The organism is Flagellimonas amphidinii (genome assembly GCF_013090115.1).
Classification (GTDB): domain Bacteria; phylum Bacteroidota; class Bacteroidia; order Flavobacteriales; family Flavobacteriaceae; genus Flagellimonas; species Flagellimonas amphidinii.
Genome location: NZ_JABFNN010000039.1, coordinates 393365 through 417334 on the forward strand (window position 1 = coordinate 393365; position 23970 = coordinate 417334).

Sequence of the window (23970 nt, forward strand, 5' to 3'; positions counted from 1 at the left end):
GTTCATTGTTTATATAGCGTTACAGCAATGTTAAAACAAAACGAAACATGTTAAATTTCAATAGATTACATATGATCTCCTCAAAACCAACCGGTCATTATTGTTTTCCATAAAGATAAATAGTAAACCTACGTCGGCATTAATTTTCACCATTGCTGAAAAGTCAGAAAAAGGCTGCATTTTCCTTTCTACACCAACGATTACCGAGTTTTTTGTTTGAAATAGGAAAAAACAGCATTGCTTTTATTTTTAATGTATAAAACTTGGCTTGAACATCGTAATTTTCAGTTTAAAATATGAAGGTTTATATTTTCATATTTTAACTTTACCTGCTTAAAATTATTGAAGGTAAAATGAGCAAGACACTATTTGATAAGGTGTGGGATTCGCATGTGGTCCAACACATTGAAAACGGACCAGATGTTCTTTTCATCGACAGGCATTTAGTACACGAAGTTACAAGCCCCGTGGCTTTTTTGGGACTTAAACATAGAGGTATTAAAGTGCTTTATCCTGAGAGAACTTTCGCTACTGCGGATCACAATACCCCAACCTTGAATCAGCATTTACCGGTCAAGGATGAATTATCTGCAAATCAATTAAAGGCTTTGGAAGAAAATTCAAAAGCCCATAACATCCCTTATTGGGGTCTTGGACATGAGAAAAATGGAATTGTCCATGTAATCGGGCCTGAAAATGGCATTACGGTTCCTGGAGCCACTATAGTATGTGGAGATTCACATACATCCACACATGGCGCATTTGGTGCTATCGCTTTCGGTATTGGGACCAGTGAGGTAGAAATGGTACTGTCCACCCAATGTATCATGCAACCAAAGCCCAAAAGAATGCGTATCAATATTGAGGGCGATTTGAATAAAGCGGTCACCCCAAAAGATGTTGCTCTTTTTATCATTTCAAAACTAACCACCTCTGGTGCCACTGGATATTTTGTGGAATATGCCGGAGAGGTTTTCAGAAATATGTCAATGGAGGGACGAATGACCGTTTGCAATCTAAGTATTGAAATGGGTGCCCGTGGAGGTATGATCGCTCCTGATGAAAAAACTTTTGAGTACGTCAAAGGAAGAGAGTTCGCTCCTAAAGGTGAAGCTTGGGATAAAGCCATGGAATACTGGAAAACACTCTATTCTGATGAAGATGCGGTATTTGATAAAGAATTGACTTTTGATGCAGACTCAATTGAACCGATGATTACTTATGGCACAAATCCAGGTATGGGCATCGGAATACAGAATGATATTCCAGATGCTGAAAAAGTTGAAGGAGGAACAGCCACCTATAAAAAATCACTGGAATACATGGCCTTCAACGAAGGTGATGCTATGATTGGCAAACCTATTGATTTTGTCTTCCTTGGTAGTTGTACCAACGGTAGAATTGAAGATTTCAGGGCCTTCGCTTCAATCATCAAAGGAAGAAAAAAGGCAGATAATGTAACTGCTTGGTTGGTTCCCGGTTCCCATCGCGTTGAAGAGGCTATCAAGCGTGAAGGTCTTTTGGATATTTTGAATGAAGCAGGTTTTGAATTGAGAGAACCTGGATGCTCAGCTTGTCTGGCTATGAACGATGATAAAATTCCGGCTGGAAAATATGCAGTAAGTACTTCCAATAGAAATTTTGAAGGAAGACAAGGGCCTGGTGCCCGTACCCTACTGGCCAGTCCATTAGTGGCTGCCGCTGCGGCCGTTACCGGAAAGGTCACAGATCCAAGGGAATTAATGGAAGAAGAAACATTTGTATAATAATGAACAATATCCTATTGGCAATGTTCAATGGAGTAATCTTTCATTGATGGTTGTTAATTGAAAAACTGATAATTGTAAAAAATGGCATACGATAAATTCAACATATTAAAAAGTTCAGCTGTTCCATTGCCCATAGAAAATGTGGACACTGATCAAATTATTCCAGCCCGTTTCCTTAAAGCTACAGAGCGAAAGGGATTTGGCGATAACCTATTCAGAGATTGGAGGTACAATGCTGATAACACTCCAAAAGAACATTTTGTACTCAACAATCCCATTTATAGTGGAAAAATATTGGTAGGCGGAAAGAACTTTGGTTCTGGTTCTTCTAGAGAACATGCAGCATGGGCTGTTTACGATTATGGTTTCCGTTGTGTAGTTTCCAGTTTCTTTGCCGATATCTTTAGAAACAATTGTTTGAATATTGGAGTTCTTCCAGTTCAGGTAAGTCCTGAATTTTTGGACAAAATTTTCAAAGCCATTGAAAAAGACCCGAAAACTGAGCTAGAGGTCAGTTTGCCAGAGCAGACCATCACTATTTTAGCGACTGGTGAAAGCGAAAGTTTCAACATCAATGGATACAAAAAGGAGAATATGCTCAATGGTTTTGATGATATTGACTACTTGTTGAACATCAAAGAGGGTATACAAGAATTCGCCCAAAACACCCCTTTGTAAAAGCTATTGTTGAACACACAACGGCATACCACAGCACTGAAATGGAAAAAAGGACTGTTGAAATCATGGATACCACCCTACGGGATGGGGAACAAACCTCAGGGGTATCTTTCTCGGCATCTGAAAAACTTACCTTAGCTAAGCTTTTGCTGGAAGAGCTTAAAGTCGATCGTATTGAGGTTGCATCAGCAAGAGTATCCGAAGGAGAATTTGCCGCAGTCAAAAATATTACGGATTGGGCTGCTTCTGAAGGGTATCTTTCAAAAGTGGAAGTGCTCACCTTTGTGGATAACGGTGTATCTTTGGACTGGATGCAAAAGACCGGTGCCAAGGTTCAGAACCTGCTGACCAAAGGTTCACTCAATCACTTGACCCATCAATTAAAGAAAACACCGGAGCAACATTTTAAGGATATTGAAGCTGTAATTTCCAAGGCCCAAGAATTAGGTATAGCAACCAATGTCTACCTAGAAGATTGGAGCAACGGAATGCGCAACTCCCGGGATTATGTTTTTCAATTCTTGGATTTTTTGACCTCCCAACCCATCAAACGGATTCTACTACCTGATACGCTAGGCATCCTTACTCATTTTGAGGCAGGGGAGTTTATCAAATTGATTGTAGAACGCTATCCACAGGCTCATGTCGATTTTCATGGTCACAACGACTACGATTTAAGTGTTGCAAATGTGATGGAAGCCCTAAAAGCTGGCTGCCACGGTTTACACCTTACTGTAAACGGCATGGGAGAACGAGCCGGTAATGCTCCATTGGCTAGTGTTGTAGCTGTTGTTAATGATTTTTTACCCGAAATAAGTATTGGAGTCAAAGAATCATCACTCTATAAAGTGAGTAAATTAGTTTCTGCATTTACTGGGTTCGGTATTCCCGACAATAAACCCATTGTGGGCGGCAATGTATTTACCCAAACTGCTGGTATTCATGCAGATGGAGATAGTAAAAAAAATCTATACTTTAATGATTTGCTGCCGGAACGATTCGGTAGGAAACGTGAGTATGCACTAGGAAAAACATCAGGGAAGGCCAATATCCAAAAGAATCTTCAAGAACTGGGATTAACCTTGAATGATGATGAACTTAAAAAAGTTACCGAGCGAATCATCGAACTGGGCGATAAAAAGGAACGAGTCACCAAAGATGATCTTCCCTATATCATTTCCGATGTATTGGATTCAAGTTCCCACCATCAAAAAGTATTTGTAAAATCATACGTGCTCACACACTCCAAAGGATTAAAGCCCTCTACTACCCTTTCCATTGAAATTGAAGGAAAAGCATATGAGGAAAACGCACAAGGAGATGGTCAATTCGACGCTTTCATAACTGCCTTGAGAAAAATATATACAAGAGAAAATAGAGAACTTCCCAAATTGGTGGATTACGCAGTGCGAATTCCCCCTGGAAGTAACTCAGATGCCTTGTGTGAAACCATCATCACATGGCAGACCAAAGAAAAGGATTTCACCACTCGTGGTCTGGATTCAGATCAGACTGTATCCGCAATAAAGGCCACAGAAAAAATGCTCAACTTGGTTTGACGATTAGAAGAAATCCAAAAACAAAGCATTGACATCTGATAATTTATATTGATAATTGATACCTGAATAAATGAATTTAAAAATTGCCCTTTTGGCCGGAGATGGAATTGGCCCTGAAGTAATTGACCAAGCTGTAAAAGTTTCCGATGCTGTAGCTAAAAAATTCAACCATACTATTGAATGGACCCCTGCCCTAACCGGTGCGGCAGCCATAGATGCTGTAGGAGAGCCTTATCCAGATGAAACCCATGATGTTTGCCAAGCTGCTGATGCCGTGTTGTTTGGCGCCATAGGTCATCCTCGTTTTGACAATGACCCTTCAGCCAAGGTAAGACCAGAGCAAGGATTATTGAAAATGCGCCAAAAACTGGGGCTCTTTGCCAATGTGCGGCCCACTTTTACTTTCCCTTCCCTAATTGATAAATCCCCATTAAAAAGGGAACGTATTGAGGGGACTGACTTAATTATTCTAAGAGAATTGACAGGTGGAGTTTACTTTGGGGAAAGAGGCCGTAAAGATGATGGAAACACTGCTTTCGACACCATGACCTATCAAAGGTTTGAAGTTGAACGTTTGGCACGTAAAGGCTTTGAAATGGCTTTGAAAAGAGGCAAAAAACTTTGTTGTGTGGACAAAGCCAATGTTTTGGAAGCTTCCAGATTATGGAGAGAAACCGTTCAAGCTCTGGAAAAAGATTATCCAGAAGTAGAAGTTTCTTATGAATTTGTAGATGCTGTTGCCATGCGATTGATTCAATGGCCCAAAGGATACGATGTAATCATCACTGCCAACTTGTTTGGAGATATTCTCACCGATGAAGCTTCTGTAATTTCTGGTTCCATGGGATTAATGCCTTCTTCTTCTGTAGGAAGCGAAGTCTCTCTGTATGAACCCATACACGGCTCATATCCTCAAGCAGCTGAGAAAGATATTGCCAACCCATTGGCCACTGTCTTATCTGCAGCCATGATGTTCGAGGATTTTGATTTAAAAGAGGAAGCAGAAGCTATTCGTTCAGTAGTCAACAAATCACTGGCAGAAGGTGTTGTGACCGAAGACTTAGCAGATGGCGGAAAAGCATATAAGACCAGTGAAGTTGGAGATTGGTTGGCAAACAATATTTGATCCTGCAAGCGTCTTAAAAAGATGCTCATTCATAGATAAAGACCTGGGGTAGCACCCAGGTTTTTTTATGGCTGAATCTGACATTATTCTAAAAACACCATCTCTTCTGTAGACTAATATTCTTTGTAACATACTAAAACATTCAGAAATAACGTTATATCATGAATGTAATCTTTTTCTCACTAATTTGTAAGTTAAAACAATGGATATTTTTCAATCTAAAATCACGAGTGCAACTGATGTAAAAGAACTTGCCATACCTTTTGACCCAGATATCTTCTTTCTATTCATATCTCCTTCTTTCCCTAATATAGATGGATTTCTAAAACAACTAAATGAGAGTTTTCCGAATACCAAATGTATTGGTTGCTCTACAGCTGGTGAAATCATAGGAAATGAAGTGCTTGATGATACCATTGCATTAACTGCCGTTGTATTTGATAACACACGTACTGAAATTACATCCGTAAGCATGAAAGAATACCTAAACGACAGTTTTAAGGCAGGTAAAAAAATCAGCGAGGCTCTTTTGGCGGATGATTTAAGACATATTTTTGTGCTCAGTGATGGACTTATAGTCAATGGAGCTGAATTGGTCAAAGGTCTTCATGCCAATATCTCCCAAAAAGTTAGCATAACAGGTGGTCTTGCCGGTGATGGCTATGATTTCGGAAAAACATTCGTCGTTCACAATGATAAAGTTCAATCTGAACAAATTGTTGCTTTGGGTTTATATGGAGACCAACTTAAAGTCGGTTATGGTTCAAAAGGAGGATGGGACAGTTTTGGAATTGAACGAGTGGTTACCAAATCCAAGGACAATATTCTCTACGAACTTGACGGTCAACCTGCCCTAGAGCTTTACAAATCATTTTTAGGAGAAAAAGCCAAAGAATTGCCAGGCTCGGGACTTCTTTTCCCATTAAGCATGAGAGATGACGAACATAAAATTCCAGTAGTACGAACAATTTTATCCGTAAACGAAGATGACCAGAGCTTAACTTTTGCAGGTAATATTCCCCAAGGTTCTTATGTTCGGCTGATGAAGGCGAATATTGACAGAATAATCAATGGTGCAGAACAATCGGCTCAAATCAGTAAAAAAGGAACAGAAGACGAACATCAATTGGCATTTTTAATCAGTTGTGTTGGAAGAAGATTGGTAATGAAGCAATTGGTAGAAGAAGAAGTGGAAGCGGTAAATGAAGTGTTTGGCAACAACATTTACACTACAGGATTCTACTCATATGGCGAGATAGCACCTTTTGACAAATTTTCTGCCTGTACCCTACACAATCAAACCATGACCATTACCACTTTTTCAGAATGAGCAAACAACATAGACTTTTACTCCGACAGATTAAAAAAGCTGGTATTGATGAAACAATGCAAGAAAAACTTGCAGATTTCTTTTCATCGATTGATGAGGCATACAAATCATTTGATAATGACTTAAGTCATATTGAAACCGTTTTGGAAAAAAGTTCCCAGGAACTTTACCAAGCCAACCAGCAGCTTAAAAATAATGTTGAGACCATCAGTGATCAGCTATCTAAAGTGGCCGGGAATATCAAGGAGGTCATTTTTGAAGCCGATTTAGAAGGAAAGTGGAGTTATTTGAATCCAGCTTGGGAAGACCTTTTGGGCTATTCAACTGAAGAAAGCCTAGGCCGTCCCTATTATGACTTTATCAATGATCTTAATGGCAAACCATTTGATGAACTTTCCATTTTGCAAAAGTCTGATTTTTCAGCAACCAAAATCAAAGTGGAAACCTTGACTGCAAAAAATGAAAAAAAATGGCTTGATATTTCAGTCAAACGGTTAAACTCCAAAAACGGAAAGCCTGAAGGTTTTATTGGGACCATATCCGATATCACTGCACAAAAAAAAGTGGAGTTTGAACTCATAGAAGCCAAAGAAAAAGCCACTATGGCCAGTAAGGCAAAAGACGATTTCCTATCCACAATGTCCCATGAGATAAGAACACCTTTGAATGCCGTGATTGGTGTAAGCAATCTGTTGCTGCTTGAAAATCCTCAAAAAGAACAATTGGAGAATCTTCACGCGCTCAAATATTCTTCAGAGCATTTGTTGGAGCTTGTAAATGATATTTTGGATTTCAACAAAATAACGTCAGGTTCCATAGAGTTGGAAGAAACAGACTTTAGCCTTGACCGAATATTGAACGGCCTTAGAAGCATTTTCTATCATAAAGCCCAAAACAAGGGTGTAAGATTCACTATTAAAAAAGACAGTGCTCTCCCCTCAATGCTTATTGGTGATAGTACCCGAATTACCCAAATTTTATCTAACCTGATCAACAATGCTATAAAATTTACTGAAGAAGGTAAGGTAGTTGTTGATATTGAACTTGAACATGAAAACCAAGATTTTGCTATGATCAGATTTGAAGTTACCGATACAGGAATAGGAATACCTAATGAAAAACAAGAAAAAATATTCCAATCTTTTGCCCAAGCAGATTCAAACACTACCCGAAAATATGGAGGAACCGGCCTTGGTCTAGCCATTTGCAAAAAATTAGTTGAGCGGATGAGAGGCGAGCTTTGGGTTGAAAGTACAGAGGGCAAGGGATCCACCTTTGGCTTTGTACTTGAATTCCTAAAAAGTAAAATTGAAGAAGATGTTCAGGAGGAGGAATTCTCTGCGGATACCTTCAACATGGATGATGTGGAAAGCTTGAATGGCGTTAAAATTCTTGTAGCAGAAGATAACCATCTCAATATCTTAGTAATCAGTAAGTTTCTTGCCAAATGGGATGTGATTTTTGAAATTGCAGAAAACGGTAAGAAGGCCGTTGAAAAGGCAGAGGAAAATTGCTACGACCTCATTTTGATGGACCTCCAAATGCCAGAAATGAGCGGTTTCGAAGCTACAAAAGCCATTAGAAACGGCAATAATCCTCTAAACAAGACGCTACCTATCTATGCGCTTTCTGCCTCAGCAGGAATAGACATCAGGAATAGAATAAAAGAATGTGGTCTTGATGGATTAATTTGTAAGCCTTTTAATCCCAAGGAGTTGTACCGAACCCTATCAAAGATAGTGCACCAAGGAAGTCCTGTAGGGTAAAGCAAAAAAATGAGCAGAGACTACAAAATGTAATCCGTGCTCAAAAAGTTGCTCACCTTGGCCTCTAACAACTGCTCAATGGTCTCATTGTTGAGTTCATTATCCTTGAAGGCCACAAAAGTCCTAACGGAAAAAGAACGCAAAGCATCATGCACGCTCAATGTAGATTGTGCCGAGTCCTTTCTTCCTGTAAAAGGATACACATCTGGTCCACGCTGACAGGAACTATTTAAGTTTACCCGACATACTAAATTGGCTAAAGTGTCAATTAAGGGAGATAGTGTATAAACATCCTTCCCAAATAAGCTTACCTGTTGCCCATAATTGGATTCGGCCATGTCATCCAAAGGCTCCTCAATATCTTTAAAAGAAACTACAGGAATAATTGGACCAAATTGCTCCTCCTCATATACCCTCATATCCTTGGAAACGGGATAAAGAACGGCTGGCCATATATAATTATCTGACTGCTTCCCTCCCTTTTTGTTCTTTATTTTAGCCCCTTTGGCCATAGCATCATCCAACAATTCTTGAATATAAGCAGGCTTACCTGGTTCTGGCAAAGGAGTCAATTTTACATCTTTGTCCCATGGATTACCAAACTTTAAAGAATCTACCTTTGCAGAGAATCTTTTTAAGAACTCATCCTTAATATCCTCATGGACATAGACCACTTTTAAAGCTGTACAACGCTGTCCATTAAAAGAAAGCGTACCAGCTATGCATTCGTTTATCGTAAGGTCTAAGTCTGCATCAGGTAATATAATTGCAGGGTTTTTTGCTTCAAGACCCAATACCAATCGCAATCTGTTGCTTTTGGGGTGCTGTTCCTGCAAAGCATTGGCAGACTTACTGTTACCTATCAATGCCAAAACATCTACTTTACCTGTTTTCATGATAGGAGCGGCTACTGCTCTACCCCTTCCAAACAAAATATTAACCACTCCTTTGGGGAAACTGGTCTGGAAAGCTTCCAACAATGGAGTGGTCAAAAGCACTCCATGCTTCGCAGGTTTAAAAATGGTGGTGTTCCCCATGATGATTGCCGGAATCAACAATGCAAAAGTCTCGTTCAAAGGATAGTTGTACGGCCCCAAGCAAAGAACTACTCCCAAAGGACCTCTTCTGATATGGGCATATACCCCATCGTGTTTTTGAAACTTGGCAGAATCCCGATCCAACTGTTTGTAATCCTCAATCGTATCGTATATATACTCAACTGTCCTATCAAATTCTTTATAAGAATCCGGTAAGGATTTCCCTATTTCCCACATCAAAAGTTTGACCACTTCTTCACGTTTCTCCTCCATCTTCTTCACAAAGGTTTCCATGCATTCAATGCGGTCCTTAACCTTCATTGTTGGCCAAACACCTTGTCCTTTATCATACGCAGCCATTGCGGCATCCAACGCATCCAACGCTTCTGGCTCACCCATATCTGGAATACTGCCCAAAGTAGTTTGGGCATATTCTGGAGTAGAAGAAATAGTGGATATAACCGTAGAGGTATTACCGTTCCATTCTTTTAATTCCCCATTGATCAAATATGCTTTCTGATGGATTTCCTCCGTAATTTGAAAAGCTTCCGGAATTTCTGTCATTACTGCTGGCATAACTTATTCTTTAGTTTATTCATGTTGCGTGAGCTGAATACAGCTACTACAAAATTAACACAAAACGATTGGAAAGCACTCTATTTTATGAGGTTTCCAACAGTTATTCCCTCCAAGAATCTATTATAAAAATTGGTGGTTAATTTGTTAGGAGTATCACACTAAATATTGAAAAAGATCTGGTTTATCATTGAGATAGTCTCCATAGAACTGTTTTTCTTTCATTCGCTGTATCAATGACTCCAGATCATCAGAAGATTTTAACTCGATGCCTACCACTGCTGGGGCATTTTCCCTACTCGACTTTTTGGAATACTCAAAATGGGTGATATCATCATCTGGGCCCAAAATATCTGCAACAAATTCTTTGAGAGCACCAGGCCTTTGTGGAAACCTTACAATAAAATAGTGTTTAAGGTTGGCATACAACAAGGCTCTTTCTTTAATTTCAGCTGTTCTAGTAATATCATTGTTGCTGCCACTGATGATACATACTATATTTTTGCCTTTGATCTCGTCAGCAAAATAATCCAATGCTGCAATCGTCAATGCACCTGCCGGCTCCACCACAATTGCATCTCGGTTGTACAGCTCTAATATGGTCTGACATACCTTGCCTTCTGGAACTGTGATCATTTTTTCCAAATGGTCGCGGCATATGGGATAAGTTAGAGAGCCTACTTGCTGCACCGCAGCTCCATCAATAAATTTATCTATTTTCTGCAGCTTCACCAATCCGCCACTTTCTATGGATTTTTTCATGGAAGGAGCACCTTCAGGCTCAACACCTATTATTTTAGTGTCAGGAGAAAGGGCTTGAATGACACCGCACAAGCCAGATGCCAATCCACCTCCCCCTACAGCGGTAAACACATAATCAATCTGCTCACTGGATTCTTGTAGTAGCTCTATTCCAACAGTTGCTTGCCCCTCTATAATCTTTTCATCATCAAAAGGGTGCACAAAAGTCTTGTTCTGTTGCTCACAGTAAATTTGAGCTGCTTTGTTGGAGTCATCAAATGTATCACCTTCCAATACTACCTGCACCCAGTCCCCTCCAAACATCTTGGTTTGGTCAATCTTCTGTTTTGGGGTTACCACAGGCATGTAAATGGTGCCTTTAACTTTTAAATGACTGCATGCAAATGCAACACCTTGGGCATGATTTCCTGCACTCGCACAAACCACTCCAAGTTCTAGCTCTTTTTGGGACAATGAGGCTATTTTATTGTACGCGCCTCGTATCTTATAACTGCGTACTCGATGTAAATCCTCTCTTTTGAAAAGGATATTTGCCCCATATTTTTTAGAATAGCGGATACTTTGCTGCAAAGGTGTTCCTTTGGCCACATGGGCAATGGTCTTTGCTGCTTTATAAATATCCGCTATTTGTGGAAAGTAATCTCCCACATTATCCTTGTTCAAAATACAATTAGTGGCTATACAATTGGCTTCATAGCTGTCATGGAAGCACGTAATCTAGCTCCAACAACCTCTACATCATGCTCACGGATAGCCTTGTTCACCGCAATAAGCTTCACATTATCCACACCATTGTCTTGTCCTTCGCCAAATTCTTTGCCAATTACATCTGTATCAACATTCTTCATGAAATCTGTCAACAACGGTTTACATGCGTGATCAAACAAATAACAACCATACTCAGCAGTATCTGAAATCACTCGGTTCATCTCGAACAATTTCTTTCTAGCAATAGTATTGGCAATCAATGGAGTTTCATGCAATGACTCGTAATACGCGGACTCGCCGATAATACCCGACTCGGTCATGGTCTCATAGGCCAATTCTACACCGGATTTTACAAAAGCGACCATCAACACCCCATTGTCATAATATTCCTGTTCAGAAATCTCATCGCTTCCAGCTGGAGTTTTCTCAAATGCAGTTTCTCCAGTTGCAGCGCGCCAATCCAATAAATTTTTATCTCCATTGGCCCAATCTTCCATCATGGTTGAGGAAAAGTGACCACTCATAATGTCATCCATATGCTTTTGGAACAAAGGGCGCATGATTTGCTTTAGCTCTTCTGCCAATTCAAAAGCTTTTATTTTAGCTGGATTGGACAAACGATCCATCATATTGGTGATACCTCCTTGTTTCAATCCTTCCGTAATGGTTTCCCATCCATATTGAATCAATTTAGAAGCATATCCTACATCAATCCCTTTTTCAACCATTTTATTGAAAGAAAGAATGGAACCTGTCTGCAAAAGACCACATAGAATAGTCTGCTCTCCCATCAAATCAGATTTTACTTCGGCAACAAAAGAAGATTCCAAGACCCCTGCTTTGTGTCCACCAGTGGCTGCAGCATAAGCCTTGGCCTGTTCCAACCCTTTGCCTTCTGGATCATTTTCTGGGTGAACGGCGATCAATGTAGGTACTCCAAAGCCTCTTTTGTACTCTTCACGTACTTCAGAACCTGGGCTTTTAGGGGCAACCATAATCACGGTTAAATCTTCACGCACTTGCATACCTTCTTCCACGATATTAAATCCATGGGAATACGAAAGTGTTGCACCTTGTTTCATTTTGGGCATTACAGCGCTAACAACATTGGTGTGTTGTTTATCTGGAGTAAGGTTGATGACCAAATCTGCTGTTGGAATCAATTCATCATAAGTTCCAACATTAAAATTGTTCTCCTTGGCATTCTTGTAGGATTGCCTTTCTTGCTGAATTGCAGCTTCACGCAGTGCATAAGAAATGTCCAATCCTGAATCGCGCATGTTCAAACCTTGGTTTAAACCTTGTGCTCCACATCCCACAATTACAATTTTTTTGCCTTTCAGAGCGGTTACACCATCAGCAAATTCGCTTGCATCCATAAATCTGCATTTCCCCAATTGGGTCAATTTATCGCGAAGTGATAGTGTGTTGAAGTAATTTGCCATTTTTTGTTTTTTGGTTTTTACGCTATTTATTGATTTTGAAATTCTGCTAAAATATTGGTGATGGGCATTGCAGCCTTGGTGACCGTAATCCTTCCGGAACGCACAAACTGCATGATGCCATAAGGTTCTAGGGCGTCGTGCATTTCATCAATTTCATGACGACGACCTGTTTTTGCCAAAACAAAGAACTCCTTGTTCACCGTTACTATTTTTGAACGACTCTCGCTTATTATATTTTGGATTTGAGGCTCATCAAACAGCAAATGCGAAGCAACCTTGAAGAGTGCTGACTCTTCATAAATCGTCTCATCATCAGTATGATAAAAGGCTTTGATGACCTCTATCTGCTTTTCAATCTGACCTACAATTTTTCGCGCCCAATCTTCCGTAGTGTAAATCACTATGGTAAACTTGGAAACATTCTCAATTTCTGATTTTGAGACATTTAGACTCTCTATGTTAATGTGTCTTTTTAAGAATATTCCAGATATTCTGTTTAAGAGTCCAACGTTGTTTTCGGAATATACCGAGATGGTATACCATTGTTTTTCCATTATTATTTTATTTTAACTGCAACGATAAGTCCGGTGGACCAATCCATTTTTGTTATTGTTATGTCTTCTCTTTGTTCCAAAACCCTGACCAGTTCTTTTGCCTTTTCGTCATGCCCTTGAGGCCAATTGGGTTGTTTTTTCATATCGTCAATCACATAGAATCCACCTGTTTTGAGCAAATTCAATGTTAAATCCAAATGACTGTATTTTCCTGGCCATGCATCAGCAAAGATTAAGTCAAAAGTTTTGCCCTTATACTGTTCCAGCCATTTCCCTCCATCTTCACAAACCAATTCCAATCGATTATCTCCTTGAAAAAAAGTATTGGCAATTTGAATAAGCTCCGAATCGTTATCCACACTGATGATGGTTGAACCTTCGTCCATTCCCTTGATCATCCATGCCAAAGACAGACCAATTCCAGTTCCCAATTCTAAAAAATGTCCGTTGGGCTTTGAGGCTGTCAAAGTTTTCAACAAGGTCCCAATATAAATATCAGAAGGCATGGAAAATCCTATTTCTGCAGACTTGGCAAGTAATGCCTTATATGTTGTGGGCATCTCCAAAATATTGGCCTGGTCCATTATTTCAATCTGATATCAGATACAGATGCCCCAGAAGGAATCATTGGGAACACATTGTCTTCTTTTTCCACTCTAACTTCCAAAAAGTACGGGTCTTTGCTCGCCATCATCTCCTCAACGGCATCTATCAATTCTGAACGATCCACTACTCTTCTGGATTTAATGTGATAGCCTTCCGCTATTTTGACGAAGTCTGGGTTGGTCATGACCGTAGAAGCGTATCGACTTTCAAAAAAAAGTTCTTGCCATTGGCGAACCATCCCCAAATGATCGTTGTTCAACACCACAATTTTCACCGCCACATTGTGTTGAAAAATAACCCCAAGCTCTTGAATGGTCATTTGATATCCACCGTCACCAATTATAGCAACCACTTCCCTATCTTCCGCACCCATTTTAGCTCCTATAGCAGCTGGTAATGCAAATCCCATTGTTCCCAATCCTCCAGAAGTTATATTACTCTTGGACTGTTTGAATTTGGCATATCTGCACGCAATCATTTGGTGTTGCCCTACATCAGTGACAATCACAGCCTTATGCTGGGATGCTACATTAATTTGTTCAATAACCTCACCCATGGTAAGGCCTTCTTTCGTAGGGTAAATATCTTTTTCAATTACTGTATCAAATTCAATTTGATGTTTCTTATCAAACTCAGTCTTCCATTCCTTATGCTCATTCTCATTGATAAGAGGCAATAATAAGTCCAAAGTCTGTTTTGCGTTACCAAGAACCGCTACATCAACCATTACATTTTTGTTGATTTCTGCTGGGTCAATCTCAAAATGGATGATTTTTGCCTGCTTGGCATATGTATCTAGACTACCGGTAACACGGTCATCAAAACGCATTCCGATAGCTATGAGCACATCGCATTCATTGGTCAAGATATTGGGGCCGTAGTTTCCATGCATTCCTACCATACCTACATTCAAAGGATGATCAGTATCCATGGCGGAAAGCCCTAAGATGGTCCATGCAGCTGGAATTCCTGCTTTTTCAACCAAAGCTTTAAGCTCAGCCTCAGCCTCGCCAAGAATAACTCCTTGTCCGAAAACTATGTATGGTTTCTTCGCATTGTTGATCAATTCAGCCGCAGCTTCAATAGCTTTTAAGTCTGGTTCTGGCGTTGGCTTATAGCTTCTAACTCCCTTACATTTTTCATAAGCAAAATCCAATTCATCGAACTGCGCATTTTTTGTGATGTCCACCAAAACGGGACCAGGTCTTCCAGAACGGGCAATATAAAAGGCTTTGGCCATAATTTCTGGAATCTCACTGGCTTTTGTAATTTGATAATTCCATTTGGTGACCGGTGTGGAGATACCTACTATATCTGTTTCTTGAAAAGCATCTGAACCCAGTAAGTTTCTAGGCACTTGCCCCGTTATGCAAACCATGGGAGTAGAATCTATCTGTGCATCTGCCAGTCCTGTGACCAAGTTTGTAGCACCTGGACCGGAAGTAGCCATGGCAACACCGACTTTTCCGCTTACTCTAGCATACCCCTGTGCTGCATGCGTAGCACCCTGCTCATGTCGGGTCAACACATGGGTCAGTTTATCCTGAAATTTATAAAGTTCATCATAAACGGGCATAATAGCTCCTCCGGGGTAACCGTAAAGAAGGTCCACTCCTTCTTCCAACAAACAATGGATAATAGCTTCTGCCCCTGTAATCCTAATTGTGGTCTCTTTTTTCTTTTTTTCTTGCTCTGCTTTCAATGTTTCCATAAGCCTCTATTTTTGGGGTTCGTTCCCCTCCCAGTTTTGGAATTTTATTGTTAAATCAAATCTGTAACACATCCTTGGGAAGCCGAGGATACCGTTTTGGCGTATTTATACAAGCTTCCTTTTTTAACCTTTAATGGTGGTTGCACCCATTTGGACTTTCTTTCTGTCAATTCATCATCAGAGACAGCTACTGTAATACTATTTTTCTCAGCATCAATAGTAATAACATCTCCATCTTCAACTAATGCTATAATACCTCCTTCTTGAGCTTCAGGAGCAATATGCCCTACAACAAATCCGTGTGTGCCTCCTGAAAATCTTCCATCCGTAATCAATGCAACATCTTTTCCCAAACCAGCTCCCATAATTGCGGCAGTTGGTTTTAACATCTCCGGCATACCTGGTCCACCTTGTGGCCCTTCATATCGAATAACCACAACATCCCCTTTCTTTACCAATCCATTCTTAATACCATCATTGGCTTCAAACTCACCTTCAAAGACTTTGGCAGGTCCTGAAAAATGCAAACCTTCCTTTCCTGTAATTTTGGCCACTGCACCATCTTTGGCCAAGTTTCCGTGAAGAATTCTTAGGTGACCTGTTTTTTTGATAGGTTGGTCCAAATCTTTAACCACTTCCTGACCTTCGGTCAAATCTGGAACATCTGCCAAATTCTCTGCAATGGTCTTTCCTGTAACAGTAAGACAATCTCCATGGAGCATTCCTTTATTGAGCATAAACTTCAACACAGCAGGAATACCTCCTACTTTATGCAAGTCCTCCATTAGATACTTTCCGCTCGGTTTTAAATCTGCCAAAAAGGGTGTAGTATCACTGATTCGTTGAAAATCTTCCAATCCAAAATCAATTTCAGCCGCCTTAGCAATAGCTAAAAAATGTAATACGGCATTGGTGGATCCTCCGAGCACGACAACCAAACGAATTGCATTTTCCAAAGATTTTTTGGTTATGATGTCACTTGGTTTGATATCGTTTTCCAATAAATATTTTAAAGCTTTCCCAGCTTCAATACAATCACCTTTTTTTTCTCCCCCTGTTGCAGGGTTTGATGAGTTATAAGGTAAGGCCATTCCCAAAGCTTCAATAGCTGAAGCCATGGTATTTGCCGTATACATTCCGCCACAAGCACCTGCTCCTGGACACGCATTTTGAATCACACTTTTATAATCCTCTTCATTCATGGTACCGGCCACTTTTTCTCCCCACGCTTCAAAAGCGGAAACGACATCCAGTTTCTTATTCTTTAGGCATCCGGAAGCAATTGTACCACCATAAACCAATATTGAAGGGCGATTTAAACGAATCATGGCTATAAGCGCACCGGGCATGTTCTTGTCACACCCCACAACAGTTATAAGTCCGTCATAGTTCATGGCCTGTACCACAGTTTCCATGGAATCTGCTATAATGTCCCTAGACGGAAGTGAATAGCGCATACCATAAGTTCCCATGGAAATTCCATCACTCACACCAATGGTATTGAAGATTAAACCTACCAGATCAACGTCTTGAGTCCCCTCTTTTACATAGGTGGAGAGTTGGTTCAAATGCATATTACAAGGGTTTCCCTCATATCCAGTACTTCCAATCCCTACTAGTGGTTTTTTAAGGTCTTCCTCGGTTAGACCAATAGCATACAACATCGCTTGCGCTGCTGGTTGTGTTGGGTCTTGGGTTACATTTTTACTGAACTTGTTCAATTCCATGGTCATATTTTATTCTATTCGGATTTAAGCTGAATTTACTCCGTTATTCAAATATAGATGTTTCAAAAACCCTGTATTTTTAACCGTTTTGGAGGTTCTAAATTCATTTGAGTTAATATATATGTATCTTTTTGTTAATCAATTACTTGCGTCAAATAAAATCCTATATTCATTTATCAAACACAATGTATGAAAAAGGGCCTGCATCATTTGATACAGGCCCTTTTTCATCAACACAAGTCTGTATCATTCCCTTTTGGGAATAATAATGACCACTTTGTTCATGACATTTTGTTGAATCATGCACCAATATTAAAAAATATTTGGCAAACACACGCCCCGAATTGAATAAAAAAATAACAATCAGTCTATAAACTTAAAAACAATGCTGTCCCCTGATTTTTTTTGAGCCAAAACACTGATAGCTTGTTTAGACAATTGCATTATTCTTGGATAACCTCCTGTGGTTTGTCCATCTTTCATAAGTATAATCAATCTTCCCGCAGGTGTAAGTTGAACAGTGCCCGGGAATGTCCCAGAAGTCAACATTGATAAGGAATGATCAGAAATAAGTTCGGAAAGCTGATAAGCCATCCTATTGTTCTTTTTAGATATTGTAAAGGGTTTGGAAAAAAGTGAAGTCAATTGGCCATCTGTCAACATTGAGAATTCAGGTCCTTTGAAAACCTCTAAAGTATCGGTAAGAAAATGTTCTTCAAACTTTAACTCTGATATTGCTGGCTCGTAAGATTTGATAATATCATATGCAATCTCATCTCCATCCTTCAGGCATTTCTCAGCGGTAACTGGAACGTATTGCGAACGACTATTTAAAACCTTTTGTGTTTTGAAGCCTCCTTTAATAGCCAAATAGCTGCGGAAACCACTATTCAATTTACCAAAAGACAGCACATCTCCTTTAGAAACCTCCACTACTCTATAATTATCTATAGCTTCATTATTCAACATTGGTGATAAATGGGCGCCAGACAAGCAGATATAAGTTTTCTCTTCAAATTTAAGTTTGGGACCGGTCATGGTAATTTCCATAACGGCATCGTTCACATTATTCTCCAATAAAAGGTTGGCCTTTTTTACGGAAACTTGGTCCATCACACCAGAAATAGGGACTCCTTTGTCACGGTATCCAAATCTCCCCATATCTTGAATCGTGGTAAAAAATCCACTTTTTAAGACCTTAAGCATTCAATAGCACTTTTTCCGGTTTGTAAATTCCAACTTCTCCTTCAATTTTGTGCAAATCAAACTCGGCCTTGGATATTTCATAAAACTGAACCTTATCTCCCACCTTCACAAAGCAGGGTTCTTTTAAGTTTGGATTGAATAATGGAGCTGGGCTGTTACCAATAATATTCCATCCTCCTGGAGAATCTTGCGGATAAATGCCCGTCTGTTTTGATGCCAAACCCACCGAACCTTTAGGCACCATCATTCTTGGCTCTGAGCGCCTTGGAATTTCCAAAGATTGAGGTAAGCCCCCTAAGTACATAAATCCGGGTAAAAACCCAATACCATAAACAGTGTATTGGTGCTTAGTGTGTTGTTGGATGAGTTCCTCTAAGGTAAGGCCAAGCGTCTTGGCCACATTCTCAATGTCCATCCCAAATTCTAAATCATAGCACACGGGGATTTTCCATAAAACTTGCTCTTTGCTCATTTCTGAAGCGGCGCGGTTTTTATAACAATCCAAAACAAGTTCCTTAGTACGGGCAAAATCCAAATACTCTGCTTCATTAATGATAGTCAATGAGTTATAAGCAATGACCATTTCCCAATCTGTCTGTTGCAATTGTTTGAATTTTTCTGAAAAATCTAGAATATCACTTAATATGGACTCCTCTACCATATCTGGCCATTCCACGAGGATAGCATGTTGCCCGAAAGGTTTAATGTTAATGGGGTAACTCTTCACTTTTGTAGCTGTACCTGATGTTTGGGTAACTTGTGTGAAAGATACGTTAATATTTCTAAAGCAGATGAAGTATCCCCATGTATACAAAGCGTTTTTGCGAAAATTTCAACCAAATGCCCTTTTTCAGTCATTACTTTCGATTCTTTTATTATTAAAAGAATATGCTTCAATACTTTCTTAGGATCAACAATGAGGGCATTTTCCTTTTTTCTGGAAACCAAACTCAAATCATCGTTGTAATTTCTATCGGCAAAAGCTTCATACCAAATCTGAAATCCTTCTTTTTTTGCTTCTTTGGCAATAACAGAACCAGAAGGCACATATAGGATAGCTTTGTCTTTATATGCTTCAACGGCATTTAAATAAATCTTGGCCAGATTAATATTTTTTGCGGTATCGTTGTACAAAGCTCCATGTGCTTTTATGTGGTGTAGTTCAGCTTCACCCATTTTTAAAGCTTCATTAAAGTTTTTTAGTTGTTCCCGTATGCTTTCAATCAATTTTAGCGCGGATATATCTAGAGTCACCCGACCAAAATTTAAACGGTCTGGATATGATGGATGTGCACCAATCTTTATTTTGTTTTGTTTTGCCAGTTGAACTATATCCTTCATGCTTTTTGCATCACCTGCATGCCCTCCACAAGCAATGTTGCAAGAACTGATATGAGAGAAAAGTTCAGCCTCATTTCCGATTCCCTCACCTACATCACAGTTAATGTCTATCGACCACGTTTCCATTTATAATAGCCCTATTACTTTTACAATACTTTTAGCACCCAAAAACAGGGTGAAAATCAATATGGCAAAACCCAAGATGTTTTGAACATTGGTGTTTTTAAAGTGCCCCATCACTGAACTTTTGTTCACCATCCAAAGTAAAATCAACGTAATAACTGGAAGCAAAATTCCATTGGCAACTTGGGCAAATTGTATAACTTCAATGGGTTTTATATTAAAGGATAGAAAAAATACTCCAAAGAACAATACCAATGCCCAGACCAGTTTGAACCGCATGTCTTTCATGCCTCCTTTCCAACCAAAACAACTACTGGCCACAAAAGCTGCAGCCAATGGAGCGGTTATTGCTGAAGTAACACCAGCGGCCAGTAAGCCTATTGCCATAAAATAAGTTGCTCCTTTACCAAACAATGGTTCCAATCCTTTGGCCATGTCGGCTGCAGAAGAGACTTCATGAATTTGTGCAGAGGCTGCAGTAATCAATATAGCCATAGAAACCAAACCTCCAACACCAATCGAAATAACAGTATCTTTCCTTGCGGATTTTAATTCTGATGCGGAATTCCATTTTTCCTTGACCAAGGATGCATGCAAGAACAGATTGTAGGGAACCACTGTTGTTCCAACCAACGCTATTACCGTCAACAAGCTTCCTGATGATAATCTGGGGACAAACGTACCTTTTAAAATCTCAAGAATAGAGGGTTTAGTTAGAATTGCACATACCACAAAACAAACTCCCATTATACCGACCAAAGCCATAAAAACCTTTTCTAAAGTCTTGTAGGTTCCAAACCAAAGTAACAAAAAGGCCATAATACCTATAAAAGCAGGGTAGAAAGGTCTAAGGGTTGTAGATTGAAATAGTTGTTCCAGACCCAAAGTGGCCCCACCAATATTACCTGCTTCGTAAGCTGCATTTCCAACTAGAATTGCACTAAGTACCACAATTAACACCAACCCTTTTACCCATGGTGTTTTCAATTCCTTTTTAACCACATCGGCAAGACCATTTTGTGTAATCACACCTATTCTACTCGCCATCTCTTGCAATATCATGGTCGCCAAAACCGAGATTAAAACTGCCCAAAGCAAGGAATAACCAAACTGCACCCCTGCCAAGGTGCAAACAGTTAGGGTTCCTGGCCCAACAAAAGCTGCTGCAACCAATATTCCTGGACCAATATTTTTAAACATATTCCTTAGATACTTAGTGAATTCAAATTAACGAGTTTTAATCCAAAAGATGCATTTCATCCAAAAAAATGCATTTCATCTAAAAATGGGGTGTTATACATCGATATTTTATACGATTATAAAAAACCACAAGTTATAATAATCCCAAATCATACTATTGACCTAAACTTAACAAGACTTATGACATGTAAGGACTGTGGTAAGAATATAGACGATAATCAATATAAGGCATCTATGGATTCCCTAGGGATTCCCCTTTGCGATCGTCATACCCGACTTATCAAAAAAGTAATCCTAGATAACAATACTCCTCTTGAAGCCATTTATCTGTTCTATGCGCTAAAAGAAGCAGGGGCTCACCCTATGCTGGAATGGTGGGATGGCAAAAAATCTGTTGACATAGCAATCTCCAGAGTCAAACTAAACATAGAAATTGACAGGGACTACAACATGATTACCCATGAGCAGGCCATCAATGATTTAGAAGAAGCTATGCATTCCTTTAAAAATGGTTTCACTACAGTAAGAATTCCACATTTGGCCATTAAATATTATCTGGAAGATACCGTTCAGAATATTCTGGGTATAATTGAGGGTCTAAAGGCGAATATCAAGGCCATTTAACACCCTTTAGCCCAACCACCCTTCTCGATCCAAACTGCGATATTGTATGGCCTCTGCTATATGTTGAGGCAACATACACTCGTTGTCTTCCAAATCTGCAATGGTTCTGGCCACCTTAGCTGCAAAATTTGGCAGTAAGCACATATACCCCACAATATTGCTGCCTTCAATCAGTTAGAGTAGTATGCAGGCCGTAATATACGCAAGAGTTTCAAGCACAGACGATTCCCAGTCCTACGATAGGCAGGTTGAAGACTTAAAGCCATGGGCTACCACGAAGAACCTAGAGGTGGTCGAAGTATTTGCAGACAAAATATCTGGCTACCGGAAAAGTATTGATGATCGTGTGGAGTTCAACAAAATGTTGGAGTATATCGATGCCAACAATATCAAGAACATACTGGTCACAGAAGTAAGTCGTTTGAGCAGACGTACAAAGGATGCCATTAACATTGTTTATGACTGTAACGACAAAGGCATTTGTATTTTCATAAAAAATGGTGATATCAAAACGCTGAATGACGATGGAACCGTAAACCAAAATGCAAAAATGACGTTTACGCTGCTTTCGAGTATCGCAGATATGGAGGCAGGCCATATTTCAAATCGGGTAAGGTCTGGCAAGCGCAATGCAGCAGCGAAAGGTTTAGGATTCAATCAGAAAATTTATGGCTACGATAAGGGCGAGGACGGTAAGCCAGTTATAAACGAGGATGAAGCCATATTGGTTCGTACAATGTTCGATATGGTATTGGAAGGTCATGGCACAAGAAAAATCGCTAAGTACCTCAATGCCAATTATGAAACCAAGGAATGGAAAATAGGCAGCATAAACTCCATACTGCGAAATACTTTCTACAAGGGCGATAGGCGTTATAAAGTAGCTGAAAAAAAGGTAAACGAAGAAACGGTAATTGAATATGCTTTCACCAAAGTTCCACCAATAGTAAACCCCGACAAGTTCGACGAGGTTCAACAGTACATTAATGACCGTAAACGTTTTGTAAGTCCTCCAACCGTGCATACCAATCCATTTGCATCCATGATAAAATGTCAATGCGGAGCAGTTATGCATCAGGTAGTGATTCCGAAGAAGCATAGAAAAAATAGTAAGCATCGAGGCGGTGGACTTAATTTATATCGTTGTAGCAAAAAGTGCGGGGTAAAGTCCGTGAACAGGGATTTTTTAATAGATGAGGTACGCAAGGTGCTGGAAGGAAATGCGCAACAGTTCAAGGAGGCCGATGTAAAAGCCAAGCTCAAAAAAACCATAGAGGTAGATTTAGCGAACATTACCCAGTGTGAGCGCCAAATACGCTCTGCTAAAATGAAAAGTGAAAAGAACTATGACCGTTTCCTTGAAGATAAGATCACAGAAGAAAGATATGATGAGCACGAACAACGCTTCAATACTGAAATTGAAAAACTACAAACTGAAATCAAGAAGTTAAAGGCCAATGTAACTGCAACAAATTCAATCCTTAATAACAAAATAGTCCATTATTCCAAGGATTTAGAGGTGTTCAAGTCACAGGTGGAAAGGATAGTCAAGCATATCGAAGTGGATGAAAGTTTTGCAAAGGTGCATTTCAAATCATGGTTTCCAACTTTAATTCCAATTTATAGGGGTGCGCAATTGCAAAGATTCAATAATGGAACTCTTGGAATGGAAATCACATACGACTTGGAAAACGATATGAATACCCTAATGACATTATTGGTAGAAAACCTACACCTGACCCCCAAAGAAATTAAGGAAGTAAAAGAAAATATGAGGAAGTGGGATGATGCACGGGAAGTTAAACACAACCCGAAGGCATTGGACAAAATAATTCGTAAGCATAAGACAAATTATAAAGAGCTTATGGAAGTAATAAATGAATCCGGCCTTGACTACCTGCTGAACGATTAAAATCCAATCCATCTAAACCAAACGATCGACTCCCCCACTTTAAAATATTCGCAGCAGAACGATACGCTCTGTTTTTCGCTTGACCACTTCGTCCAAATCTATTTTTGGTATTGGTATACCACCCAACTAACGTTCCCGACCTTAAATCGTCGCATTCTTCCCTGCTCCAATTTCCGGTCAGCGTAACCCATCCAAAAACGGCCTAAAAAC

Annotated in this window: 19 protein-coding genes and 1 pseudogene; 8 read left to right on the top strand and 12 right to left on the bottom strand. The window is 39.7% G+C overall.

Translation table 11 applies throughout. The features are described from left to right. The first annotated feature begins 353 nt into the window (after window positions 1-353). The 6 genes from leuC to HJC33_RS13720 all read left to right on the top strand — a co-directional run bounded on the left by leuC (window position 354) and on the right by HJC33_RS13720 (window position 8228). Window positions 354-1766 carry a 3-isopropylmalate dehydratase large subunit gene (gene leuC, locus HJC33_RS13695; protein ID WP_171659386.1) on the top strand — a complete coding sequence of 471 codons (1413 nt, stop codon included), beginning with the start codon at window positions 354-356 and terminating at the stop codon, window positions 1764-1766. Window positions 1767-1850: 84 nt separating this feature from the next. Continuing rightward, the gene (gene leuD, locus HJC33_RS13700; RefSeq protein ID WP_171659387.1) at window positions 1851-2447 is read left to right on the top strand and encodes a 3-isopropylmalate dehydratase small subunit; all 597 of its coding nucleotides are present in this window, start codon (window positions 1851-1853) and stop codon (window positions 2445-2447) included. Window positions 2448-2488: 41 nt separating this feature from the next. Further along, a complete protein-coding gene (locus HJC33_RS13705; protein ID WP_171659388.1) occupies window positions 2489-4006 on the top strand; it encodes an alpha-isopropylmalate synthase regulatory domain-containing protein in 1518 nt (505 codons plus the stop codon). A 70-nt stretch (window positions 4007-4076) separates the two neighbouring features. Next, entirely contained in the window at window positions 4077-5132 is a 1056-nt protein-coding gene (gene leuB / locus HJC33_RS13710) for a 3-isopropylmalate dehydrogenase (RefSeq protein ID WP_171659389.1), read from the top strand. Between the two features lie 202 nt (window positions 5133-5334). Next, on the top strand, window positions 5335-6462 hold the full coding sequence (locus HJC33_RS13715; RefSeq protein ID WP_171659390.1) for an FIST signal transduction protein: 1128 nt from the start codon (window positions 5335-5337) through the stop codon (window positions 6460-6462). Continuing rightward, window positions 6459-8228 (top strand): PAS domain-containing hybrid sensor histidine kinase/response regulator, encoded by a 1770-nt coding sequence (locus tag HJC33_RS13720; RefSeq protein ID WP_171659391.1) that lies wholly within the window; start codon window positions 6459-6461, stop codon window positions 8226-8228. Before HJC33_RS13715 ends, HJC33_RS13720 begins: the two co-directional genes overlap by 4 nt. A gap of 20 nt (window positions 8229-8248) precedes the next feature. Here the strand turns inward: HJC33_RS13720 and HJC33_RS13725 are convergent, their stop codons facing one another. From HJC33_RS13725 to HJC33_RS13775, 11 genes are all read right to left on the bottom strand, one after another. Then, window positions 8249-9841 (bottom strand): NADP-dependent glyceraldehyde-3-phosphate dehydrogenase, encoded by a 1593-nt coding sequence (locus HJC33_RS13725; RefSeq protein ID WP_246245556.1) that lies wholly within the window; start codon window positions 9839-9841, stop codon window positions 8249-8251. 156 nt (window positions 9842-9997) lie between these two features. Then, on the bottom strand, window positions 9998-11266 hold the full coding sequence (gene ilvA / locus HJC33_RS13730; protein WP_216366705.1) for a threonine ammonia-lyase IlvA: 1269 nt from the start codon (window positions 11264-11266) through the stop codon (window positions 9998-10000). Between the two features lie 14 nt (window positions 11267-11280). Further along, complete coding sequence (ilvC, locus tag HJC33_RS13735; RefSeq protein WP_171659392.1) at window positions 11281-12756, bottom strand: ketol-acid reductoisomerase; 1476 nt, start codon at window positions 12754-12756, stop codon at window positions 11281-11283. Between the two features lie 26 nt (window positions 12757-12782). Continuing rightward, a complete protein-coding gene (gene ilvN, locus HJC33_RS13740; protein ID WP_171659393.1) occupies window positions 12783-13310 on the bottom strand; it encodes an acetolactate synthase small subunit in 528 nt (175 codons plus the stop codon). 2 nt (window positions 13311-13312) lie between these two features. Beyond that, window positions 13313-13894 (bottom strand): O-methyltransferase, encoded by a 582-nt coding sequence (locus HJC33_RS13745; protein ID WP_171659394.1) that lies wholly within the window; start codon window positions 13892-13894, stop codon window positions 13313-13315. Continuing rightward, window positions 13894-15627, bottom strand: a complete 1734-nt coding sequence (gene ilvB, locus HJC33_RS13750; protein WP_171659395.1) for a biosynthetic-type acetolactate synthase large subunit — start codon at window positions 15625-15627, stop codon at window positions 13894-13896. The genes HJC33_RS13745 and ilvB overlap by 1 nt, the downstream gene beginning before the upstream one ends. Window positions 15628-15677: 50 nt before the next feature. Further along, on the bottom strand, window positions 15678-17354 hold the full coding sequence (ilvD, locus tag HJC33_RS13755; protein ID WP_171659396.1) for a dihydroxy-acid dehydratase: 1677 nt from the start codon (window positions 17352-17354) through the stop codon (window positions 15678-15680). Window positions 17355-17717: 363 nt separating this feature from the next. Next, window positions 17718-18560 carry a 5-oxoprolinase subunit C family protein gene (locus HJC33_RS13760; protein WP_171659397.1) on the bottom strand — a complete coding sequence of 281 codons (843 nt, stop codon included), beginning with the start codon at window positions 18558-18560 and terminating at the stop codon, window positions 17718-17720. Continuing rightward, window positions 18553-19287 carry a 5-oxoprolinase subunit PxpB gene (pxpB, locus tag HJC33_RS13765; protein ID WP_171659398.1) on the bottom strand — a complete coding sequence of 245 codons (735 nt, stop codon included), beginning with the start codon at window positions 19285-19287 and terminating at the stop codon, window positions 18553-18555. The genes HJC33_RS13760 and pxpB overlap by 8 nt, the downstream gene beginning before the upstream one ends. Further along, window positions 19284-20027, bottom strand: a complete 744-nt coding sequence (pxpA, locus tag HJC33_RS13770) for a 5-oxoprolinase subunit PxpA (RefSeq protein WP_171659399.1) — start codon at window positions 20025-20027, stop codon at window positions 19284-19286. Before pxpA ends, pxpB begins: the two co-directional genes overlap by 4 nt. After that, a complete protein-coding gene (locus HJC33_RS13775) occupies window positions 20028-21224 on the bottom strand; it encodes an Nramp family divalent metal transporter (RefSeq protein WP_171659400.1) in 1197 nt (398 codons plus the stop codon). It abuts the gene before it with no gap. 180 nt (window positions 21225-21404) lie between these two features. On the opposite strand from HJC33_RS13775, the gene HJC33_RS13780 reads away from it, so the two are divergent. Beyond that, window positions 21405-21848, top strand: coding sequence for a hypothetical protein (locus HJC33_RS13780; RefSeq protein WP_171659401.1), 444 nt, complete (start codon window positions 21405-21407; stop codon window positions 21846-21848). A 6-nt stretch (window positions 21849-21854) separates the two neighbouring features. Here the strand turns inward: HJC33_RS13780 and HJC33_RS13785 are convergent. Further along, window positions 21855-21965: pseudogene (locus HJC33_RS13785) on the bottom strand (magnesium chelatase subunit ChlI family protein); the annotation flags it as partial. 67 nt (window positions 21966-22032) lie between these two features. On the opposite strand from HJC33_RS13785, the gene HJC33_RS13790 reads away from it, so the two are divergent. Next, the gene (locus HJC33_RS13790; protein ID WP_171659402.1) at window positions 22033-23760 is read left to right on the top strand and encodes a recombinase family protein; all 1728 of its coding nucleotides are present in this window, start codon (window positions 22033-22035) and stop codon (window positions 23758-23760) included. The last annotated feature ends 210 nt before the right edge of the window (window positions 23761-23970 follow it).